Annotated in this window: 5 protein-coding genes and 1 pseudogene; 3 read left to right on the top strand and 3 right to left on the bottom strand. The window is 70.4% G+C overall.

Going from position 1 to position 8,470, the window contains the following annotated elements; genetic code table 11:
* Positions 1–1,910: class I SAM-dependent DNA methyltransferase (locus ACIBX3_RS01695; protein ID WP_397111981.1), on the bottom strand; the 1,910-nt coding region annotated here is incomplete at its 3' end.
* A 76-nt stretch (positions 1,911–1,986) separates the two neighbouring features.
* Here ACIBX3_RS01695 and ACIBX3_RS01690 point away from each other — a divergent pair.
* The gene (locus tag ACIBX3_RS01690) at positions 1,987–2,757 is read left to right on the top strand and encodes a PP2C family protein-serine/threonine phosphatase (protein WP_397111979.1); all 771 of its coding nucleotides are present in this window, start codon (positions 1,987–1,989) and stop codon (positions 2,755–2,757) included.
* A gap of 142 nt (positions 2,758–2,899) precedes the next feature.
* A pseudogene (locus ACIBX3_RS01685) lies at positions 2,900–3,271 on the top strand (CHAP domain-containing protein); the annotation flags it as partial.
* Between the two features lie 240 nt (positions 3,272–3,511).
* Here the strand turns inward: ACIBX3_RS01685 and ACIBX3_RS01680 are convergent.
* Positions 3,512–3,910: a pentapeptide repeat-containing protein gene (locus ACIBX3_RS01680; protein WP_397113357.1), complete on the bottom strand. Its 399-nt coding sequence runs from the start codon at positions 3,908–3,910 to the stop codon at positions 3,512–3,514.
* Between the two features lie 88 nt (positions 3,911–3,998).
* Positions 3,999–5,051 (bottom strand): glucose 1-dehydrogenase, encoded by a 1,053-nt coding sequence (locus ACIBX3_RS01675; protein ID WP_397111978.1) that lies wholly within the window; start codon positions 5,049–5,051, stop codon positions 3,999–4,001.
* Positions 5,052–5,157: 106 nt separating this feature from the next.
* Between ACIBX3_RS01675 and icmF the strand changes: the two genes are divergently transcribed.
* Positions 5,158–8,349: a fused isobutyryl-CoA mutase/GTPase IcmF gene (icmF, locus tag ACIBX3_RS01670; protein WP_397111976.1), complete on the top strand. Its 3,192-nt coding sequence runs from the start codon at positions 5,158–5,160 to the stop codon at positions 8,347–8,349.
* The last annotated feature ends 121 nt before the right edge of the window (positions 8,350–8,470 follow it).

The following is an 8,470-nucleotide window of genomic DNA, read 5'->3' as shown; positions in this document are numbered from 1 at the left end:
GCAGGCGGGTGCAGGTGGCCGTCGGCGAGCCCGTCGAGGCCCAGCCTGATCAGCGTCTGCCCCAGTGTCGAGGTCTCGCGAATGGCGTCCTCGAGCACGGCGAGCTGGCGGAACGCCTCGCCGTACGCCTTCTGCTCCTTGAGCGACAGGCGGGGCAGGCGGGTGCGGCGCACGTCGAACCTGCTGGAGCCGGTCGACGCCCGGCCGCCGGCGGCCCGCAGGTAGCCGGCCAGGAAGTCCGGGTCGAGCCGGCGCGCGTCCACCCGGTAGAGCGTCAGGTGCGGGCCCAGCACCGCGCCGCCGTCGGCCATCACACGCACACTGGAGTACGACGCCACCACGTCGCCCGGGCGGATCGAGATCAGGCCCTGCTGCATGGTCGTGGCGCCGGACGGCGGCGTGCCGTTGAGCACGTCGTCGGCGATCAGGACCGGCACGTCGCCGCCGTCGGCGGTCATCTTGGGCGGGGCCTGCGACATGGTCACCAGGCCCTCCTTGATCAGGTCGCCCAGCGTGGTGGCGGGCTGGTCGAGCGGCTGCTCCAGCACCTTCAGGTCGGGCGGCACGGCGGTGGCGGCCAGGAAACGGTCGCGTACCACGGCGAAGGCCCTGCCCACGTCGTCGCGGCGCTGATGGCGGGCCGGGGTCATGTCGACCTCGTCGGCCAGCAGGTCGATGATGCGCACCGTCTGGTCGGAACGGTCCTCCATGTACGCCTGCCAGGCCGGCTCCACGCTCGCCAGGTCGGCGGTGGCGTCGAGGATGAGCACGTCGGACGGCGGCCGTTCGCCGGCGGCCGGGCGGCGCAGCAGCCACAGGTCCGAGCCCGGCAGCGCGATCACGGCCCGCAGGGCGCCGGCCCGCAGCAGGTTGGCCCGGATGCGGCGGCCCGCCTTGCGGCTCGCGGCGGCCGGGGGCATGAGGATGGCGACCAGGCCGCGCGGCTTGACGTGCGTGAGGCAGTGCTGGACCCAGGCCAGCTCCGGCTCGCCGCGCGGCGGCAGGCCGTACTCCCAGCGCGGGTCGCCGGTCAGTTCCTCGTAGCCCCAGGCCCGCTCGTTGAACGGCGGGTCGCACACCACGGCGTCGGCCCGCTGCCCGGCGAAGCCGTCGTGACGCATCGAATCGCCGGCCACAACCTCGGCGTCGACGCCGCGCAGCCGCAGCCTGGAGGCCGTGATGGCGGCCGAGGTCTCGCTGAGCTCCTGGCCCAGCACCCTGACGCCATCCGTCCGGGCCGGGGGCAGGAGGAGCGTGCCGACGCCGCAGGCCGGGTCGAGGACCGTTCCGCCGTCCGCGCGTACGAGCCGGACCATCAGCTCGGCCACGTCCTCGCGGGTCACGGAGAGCTGGCGTGAGTGGGCCTCCAGGTAGCGCTCGCACAGGAACTCGTACGCGGTCAGCGGGTCGTGCTGCCCGGCCAGCTCCATCAGGAGCCCGGCCAGCTCGCCGTCCAGCCCGTCCGGCTCCGTGGCCGGCCTCGCCGGCCCCGCACCGGGTTCGCCGGACCCCGCCCCCGATCCGCCCGGATCGGCGCCTGGGACCGGCACACCGGCGTCGACGGCTCGCCCGGCCTGCCGGGCACTTCCCGCGCCGTCCGACCCCGGCGACGGAGCAGCCTGGTGGCCGGTCAGCAGGGCTCCCGCCTGGGCCACCAGCTCGCCCAGCCGCAAATCGCCCGCGGCTTTCAGGCGTTGCCACACCTGATCTCCCAGGGAGACCTGGTAGGACTTCCCATAGCGGCGCAGCCAGGACTCGACCTGGCGCAGCGAGAACAGCGGCTGGTTGGCCGTGCCGCCGATGGGCTGGGGAAAGTCGTCGTGGCGGCGGCGCCAGTTGCTCACCGCGGCACGCCCGACACCGGCGAGCCGGGCTATGTCCCCGGCGTTGACGGTCGGGTCGTGGCTCATGGAGCCCACAGTAGTTCACAAGAGTCTTCAGCGCATCTGCTTGTGAAGTCTTTCAACCAATGATTTACTGCAGGGTATGAAGCACAACATCCGCTATGCCGCCGGATCAGACGTGGGCCGCCGCAGGGAGCAGAACGAGGATTCCGGCTATGCGAGTGGCCGGTTGCTCGTGGTGGCCGACGGGATGGGTGGGCACGCGGCCGGCGAGCTGGCGAGCTCGGCCGCCATCGCCGTCATGCGCGAGCTGGATGCCACGCTTCCCGAGACCGGCGCCGACCTGGAGACGGCACTGGAGGGCGCCGTGCAGGAGGCGGGGCGCAGGCTGGTCGAGCTGGCCGACATCGACCCCGCGCGCAGGGGAATGGGGACCACGGTGACCGCCATGCTCTTCGACGGCTACCGGTTCGCCCTGGCTCATCTCGGTGACTCCCGCGGATACCTGCTTCGCGACGGTGCGCTCTACCAGATGACCAAGGATCACACACTTGTGCAGTCGATGGTGGACGAAGGGCGGATAACGGAGGATCAGGCCGCCGTGCACCCCCGGCGTTCGATGGTGCTGCGCGTGCTGGGCAGCGAGGGCAGGGCGGAGCCCGACATGGCGCTGCGCGAGGCCGAGCCTGATGATCGCTACCTCCTCTGCTCCGACGGCCTGACGACCGTCCTCGGGCCCGAGATCCTCCATGAGGTGCTGACCACGGTGGCAGACCCGGCCGCGGCCGTCCAGCGGCTCATCGATCTGGCCAACGAGGGTGGCTCGCCGGACAACGTGACCGTGATCGTGGCCGACGTGGTCGCGCCCGGCGCGGGGGACGTGACCGTCTATCGCGTTGGTGCCGGTTCCTGACATCCGTCGTTGTTCACCCCAGCTGTCACACCAGTCACATAGCCGATATTTCATCTCATAGCAAGACACTTTCCCGGTCGTGCGCGCAATTTCGCGATGGCGCTATTACAGTCCATCGTGATTTGCCGGTTTTCTGGGAGGAGTGACCCTGGACCCGATCGCTGACGAGCTGCTGGGGATAGTGCGGCAGGAACTCGGCTATAAGGAGAAGGGCGGCCAGTTCACCAAGTTCGGCCAGTGGTACGCGGATCGCGTCCAAGACACCCAGTACCGCAATGCGCCCTGGTGCGACATGTTCCTGGCCTGGGCGGCCGACAAGGCCGGCCTCACCCAGTACGTCGGGGAGTTCGCCTGGACGCCCTCGCACGCCGCCTGGTTCATCAAGCAGAACGCCTGGACGCAGCAGCCCGAGCCGGGAGCCCTGGTCTTCTTCGACTGGAAGGGCGGCAAGAGCTACAAGGGCATCGACCACGTCGGGATCGTGGAGCGCGTCGACGGCAAGAAGATCCACACGATCGAGGCGAACGTCGACCGGATCTGGCTCAAGCGCAAGGTCCGCGAGAGCGACAAGGTCGTCGGGTACGGCCTGCCGCGCGTGGTGAAGGCCAATGCCGGGAAGCTGGACGAGATCCGGTCCACGGAGCAGCCCTTCGTACCGGTGCCCCGGGCCCAGCCCGCCGGGTCGCCGCTGGACGTCTTAGGCACGCCGCCCGCGCTCCTGGCCGCCATGGTGCTCATGACCATCGTGCTGTCGTTACGCGTCTCCGGCCGCCGCCGCGGAACCCACCGCCGCCTGCTGTGGCCATGGAACGCGCCAAGCGGCCCCCGTACGGACAGGCCGCCCCGCCTGCCATCCCGCCACCAGTTCCCGCCACCGCCCGACGGGACGCCCGTCGCCGGCCGTCCCGGGAGCTCGGACGATGCCCCGGTCCGCGAGAAGACCCAGGCCGGCGCGACGAAGACGGGCACCACCAAGACGAGCGCCGCCAAGACGAGCGCCGCCAAGACGGGCACCGCCAAGACGGGGACGACGAAGACGGGCACCACCAAGACCGGGGCGGCCAAGACGGGCACCGCCAAGACGGGGACGACGAAGACGGGCGCTGCCAGGAGCCGCGTACCGGCCGGCTCGGGCTACGCGGCCACTCGACATTCCACCCCATCCCGCCGCAAACCCTACGACCCACCTGGCTGACAATCTCCGCCGCGGGCCGGAAGGCTTTCAGGCCGGCTCCAGCAACCTACGCGGTGAGGTCGATGACGACCTTGACGTCGTCGGCGGCCGGCGCAAAGGCGTCCAGCGCCCGGTCCAGTGGGATCCGGCGGGTGATCAGTCGCTCCAGCCAGTCCGAATCCGCCTTGGCCAGCGCCGCGGCCGCGTCCCTGAAGTGCCGCAGGTTCGCGTTGACGGTGCCGAAGATGACGTCGTTCTCCAGCACGATGTCCCGGTTGATCACTCCGGCGTCCACCCGGTGCTCCCGCCCGCCGGCCGCGAGCCCGCACAGGCAGACCATGCCCACCGCCGCCGTGGCGGTCATGGCGTCGATGACGAGCTGCCCCGCGCCGGTGCACTCGATGATGACGTCGGGCTTGATCCCGCCCAGCCCGGTCAGCGACGACGCCGAGTGGTAGGTCCCGCCCAGATCGTGCACGAGGCGGGACTTGAGCCCTTCCGGAGCCCGGTCGAGCACGTGCACGTCCAGTCCGCGCTGCCGACCCAGCAACGCCGCCAGCAGCCCGATCGGCCCGGCGCCGGTCACCAGCACCGTGCGCGGCTCGAACCAGGCCCGCGAGCCGATCCGCTCGATCTGCTCCCACGCCTTGGCCACCACGGACGCGGGCTCGACCAGCATGCCGACGCTCTCCAGCGACGGGTCCAGGCGCACGGCGTACCCGGCTTCGACGCTCCAGCGCTCGGCGGCGTACCCGTCGATCTCCTTGATGCCGCGTTCGGTGTAGCGGCCGTTGCGGCACATGTCGAACTCGCCGCGCCCGCACGCCCCGCACGGCACCGGGTCGGGCCTGCGCACCACGCCCACCACCAGGTCCCCGGGGGAGAACGCGGAGCCCTCCGGCGTCTCCAGGACCCGGCCGAGCGACTCGTGACCGATGATCATCCGTTCCCGGCCCGGCGGCGGCCAGCCGTATTCGGCGGCCGCCAGTTCCCTGTCGGTCCCGCAGATGCCCAGCGCGAGTCCCTGGACGAGCAGCTCTCCCTTGTCGCGCTCGGGATCAGGCACTTCCCGCACGTCGAGCGTCCCTTCGCGGCCCGGCGCAAACGTCAGCGCACGCATTCGGCGTCACCTCCTCGGCGGGTTCCCTACCCCGGACGTCCTTGGGAAATAGTAGGACGTCCTAGTATCTTCGAAGGGAGAGCCCTCACGAAGGAGTGATCAAGGCGTGCACGTCCCGGTACACCCAGTGCGTTTCGTGACCGCCGCGGCCCTGTTCGACGGGCACGACGCGGCGATCAACATCATGCGGCGGATCCTCCAGTCACAGGGGGCCGAAGTGATCCATCTCGGACACAACCGCTCCGTGGACGAAATCGTCACAGCCGCCATCCAGGAGGATGTCCAGGGCGTGGCGATCAGCTCATATCAGGGCGGGCACGTCGAGTTCTTCACCTATCTCGTGGAGCTGCTGCGCGAGCGCGGCGCCGGTCACGTCAAGGTGTACGGCGGCGGCGGGGGCGTGATCGTGCCCGAGGAGATCGAGCTGCTGCACTCGCGCGGCGTCACGCGCATCTTCTCGCCCGAGGACGGCCAGCGGTACGGCCTGCCCGGCATGATCAACAAGCTGATCGAGGACTGCGACATCGAACTGGGCGACCCGCCCTCGGCGGAGGCCGTGGTCTCCGGCGACCAGACGGCGCTGGCCCGCGCGATCACGCTCATCGAGGGCGGCCGCGCCCCGGCCGAGCTGATGGACGGGCTGAAAACGGACAGGCGCGTGCCGGTGCTCGGCATCACGGGCACGGGCGGCTCGGGCAAGTCCTCGCTCACCGACGAGCTGGTGCGCAGGTTCCGCGTCGACAACGACGACAAACTGCGCATCGCCGTCATCGCCATCGATCCCACCCGCAGGCGCGGCGGCGGGGCGCTGCTCGGCGACCGCATCAGGATGAACAGCCTGGGTCCGCAGATCTACTTCCGCTCCCTGGCCACCAGGGGCGCCGCCAACGAGGTGCCCCCCTGCCTCGACGAGGTGATCATCGCCTGCCGGGCCGCGGGTTACGACCTGGTGATCGTGGAGACGCCGGGCATCGGCCAGGGCGACGCCGGGATCGTCCCGCATGTGGACGTGCCCATTTACGTGATGACGCCCGAGTTCGGCGCGGCCTCCCAGCTCGAGAAGATCGACATGCTGGACTTCGCCGAGGCCGTGGTGATCAACAAGTACGAGCGGCGCGGCGCCGAGGACGCCCTGCGTGACGTGCGCCGCCAGCTCGTGCGCAACCGCGAGGCGTTCGGCGCCCGTCCGGAGGACATGCCGGTCTTCGGCACCATCGCCGCCCGCTACAACGACGCCGGGGTCACAGCCCTCTACCAGCACCTCAAAGGCATGCTGCTGGAGGACGCCGGGCCGGGGCTGCTCCCGCAGGTCTCCGAGCGCACCTCGCAGGCGTCCGCCGCGATCGTGCCGCCCGCCAGGTCGCGCTATCTGGCCGAGATCGCCGAGACCGTCCGCGCGTACCACGCCGAGACCCTCGCCCAGGCGGAGGTGGCCCGCCGCCGCCAGCAGCTGGCCGCCGTACAGGAGCTCATGGACGACGAACGGCTGCGGGACCTGCACGCCGCCGCCGACGGGGAGCTCACCGACGAGAGCCGTACCCTGATCGACACCTGGCCCGCCGTCAACGAGCGCTACACCGCCGACGAGCTGGTGGTGAAGGTACGCGACCGGGAGATCCACACCCCGCTCTGGCGCGAGACGCTCTCGGGCAACCGCGTGCCGCGCGTGGCCCTGCCCCGCTACACCGACCACGGCGACCTGTTGCGGTTCCTGCGCAGCGAGAACCTGCCGGGAGCGTTCCCGTTCACCGCCGGCGTGTTCCCGTTCAAGCGCGACGACGAGGATCCGACCAGGATGTTCGCGGGCGAGGGCGACCCGTTCCGCACCAACCGGCGCTTCAAGCTGCTGTCGGAGGGCCAGCCCGCGACCCGGCTGTCCACGGCGTTCGACTCGGTGACGCTGTACGGCCACGACCCCGACCTCCGACCCGACATCTATGGAAAAGTCGGCACCTCGGGTGTCTCGATCGCGACGCTCGACGACATGAAGGTGCTGTACGACGGCTTCGACCTGGCGGCGCCCAACACGTCGGTGTCCATGACGATCAACGGCCCCGCCCCCACGATCCTGGCCTTCTACCTGAACACGGCCATCGACCAGGCCCTCGACCGCTTCCGCGCCGAGCACGGGCGCGAGCCGTCACCCGACGAGGCCGCGCGGATGCGCGCCCGCACGCTCGCCACCGTCAGGGGCACCGTCCAGGCCGACATCCTCAAGGAGGACCAGGGTCAGAACACCTGCATCTTCTCCACCGAGTTCAGCCTGCGGATGATGGCCGACATCCAGGAGTGGTTCATCAAGAACGGCGTCCGCAACTTCTACTCGGTCTCGATCTCCGGCTACCACATCGCCGAGGCGGGGGCGAACCCGATCAGCCAGCTCGCGTTCACGCTGGCCAACGGCTTCACCTACGTGGAGGCCTATCTCGCCCGCGGCATGAAGATCGACGACTTCGCCCCGAATCTGTCGTTCTTCTTCTCCAACGGCATGGACCCCGAGTACAGCGTGCTCGGCCGGGTGGCTCGCCGCATCTGGGCGGTGGCGATGCGGGAGCGGTACGGCGCCGCCGAGCGCTCCCAGAAGCTGAAGTACCACATCCAGACGTCCGGCAGGTCGCTGCACGCCCAGGAGATGAACTTCAACGACATCCGCACCACCCTGCAGGCCCTGATCGCGATCTACGACAACTGCAACAGCCTGCACACCAACGCCTTCGACGAGGCCGTCACGACCCCGACGGCCGACTCGGTCCGCCGCGCCATGGCGATCCAGCTCATCATCAACCGCGAATGGGGCCTGGCCGCGAACGAGAACCCGCTGCAGGGCTCGTTCATCATCGAGGAGCTGACGGACCTGGTGGAGGAGGCGGTGCTCGGCGAGTTCGAGCGCCTGTCGGACCGGGGCGGCGTGCTGGGCGCGATGGAGACCGGCTACCAGCGCGGCAAGATCCAGGACGAGTCGATGCTGTACGAGATGCGCAAGCACGACGGCTCCCTGCCCATCGTCGGCGTGAACACGTTCCGTAATCCGCGCGGGGACGACGACGAGACCGTGGCGCACAAGCTGGAGCTGGCCCGGGGGACGGAGGAGGAGAAGCGCTCGCAGTTGGAGCGGCTGCGCGCCTTCCACGAGCGGAACCGGGAGGAGGCGCCCGCCGGCCTCGCCCGGCTGCGCGAGGTGGCGATGTCGGACGGGAACGCGTTCGAGGTGCTGATGGAGGCCGCGCGCCGCTGCTCGCTGGGCCAGATCACCGAAGCGCTGTTCGAGGCGGGGGGCCAGTACCGCCGCAACGTCTGATCCCCGAGCCGCAGGCCGTGCGTCTGAGGGGTGACGCGGCCGGTCGGACGGGGGTGCGGCGCGTGGGCCGGGAACGGCGCGCCGATAGGATCGCCACCCGGGAACACCGCTATCAGGAGGC

This window comes from Nonomuraea sp. NPDC049480, assembly GCF_044465905.1.
Taxonomy (GTDB): Bacteria; Actinomycetota; Actinomycetes; order Streptosporangiales; family Streptosporangiaceae; genus Nonomuraea.
The sequence above is the reverse complement of the archived record's forward strand: the minus strand, read 5'-3'. Positions and strand labels throughout refer to the sequence as shown.